General features: G+C 31.7%; 1 protein-coding gene. It reads right to left on the reverse strand.

Annotated elements, in window-relative coordinates; genetic code table 11:
• On the reverse strand, positions 1–837 hold an 837-nt coding region (locus L4C33_RS22535), incomplete at both ends, for an ATP-grasp fold amidoligase family protein (protein ID WP_428814596.1).

Below are 837 nucleotides of genomic sequence, written 5' to 3' on the forward strand. Positions count from 1 at the left end.
AATTTATTATCTTTATCTAGCTTCCAGTAATCTCCCCACTCTCTATCTACTAGAGTCGGTTTAAAATCTTCAAGACCATTGCCATGAGTTTGTGTTAATTCACCAAAATATATCTTCCCGTCTAAGTTGTAAAAATCCACCCTTATATAGTCAAAATTATCAGCTAAACACTTCGCTAATTCGATCATTTTTGAAAGGTTTATAGGTGGCATAATTCCATTTATTTTCGGATACGATGAGTTTAATTTGTAGTCCATTTCATTCCAGTTGTGGTCATATATACTACGACTATGAGAACCATACCTCCCTCGATCAATTTGAATAAACATTTCATCTTCAAAGCAGTGGAATTTGAAATCATCAGGTACCATTAACCCTGAGTCTAAATACTTTTCAGCAAGAATAACTCTATCTATTTTTTCATAAAAAGGTTCATGACTTATTGAACCAAAATCATCTTTCAAGGCTTTATTCATTTTTTCAATTATAGCGTAAGGGTTTTCTTTCTGTTTGTTTGTAACTATTTGAATATGATTAAACCCACTACCATGGTTTGTTTTAAGAACAAACTGTTCAGGTAAATCATCCCAATCAGATATTGAGAACTTATCATATACCCCTAGTAACGGAATAAGATACTCAGCACCAATCCTCTTTGAAACCAACTCTCTAACTTTATACTTATCCGCAATTAAAGCCATTTCCTCATGGTTACCATAATATTTCCTATAATAGATTTTTTCATTAAATGTTGTAGGACTTGATATATTGAGAGGGTAACCATGCTTTTTTTTGAATAATCTACCTCTGAAAAGTTCATATTTTAACTTTTTCATT

The organism is Vibrio makurazakiensis, assembly GCF_050337375.1.
In the GTDB taxonomy this organism is placed as follows: Bacteria; Pseudomonadota; Gammaproteobacteria; order Enterobacterales; family Vibrionaceae; genus Vibrio; species Vibrio makurazakiensis.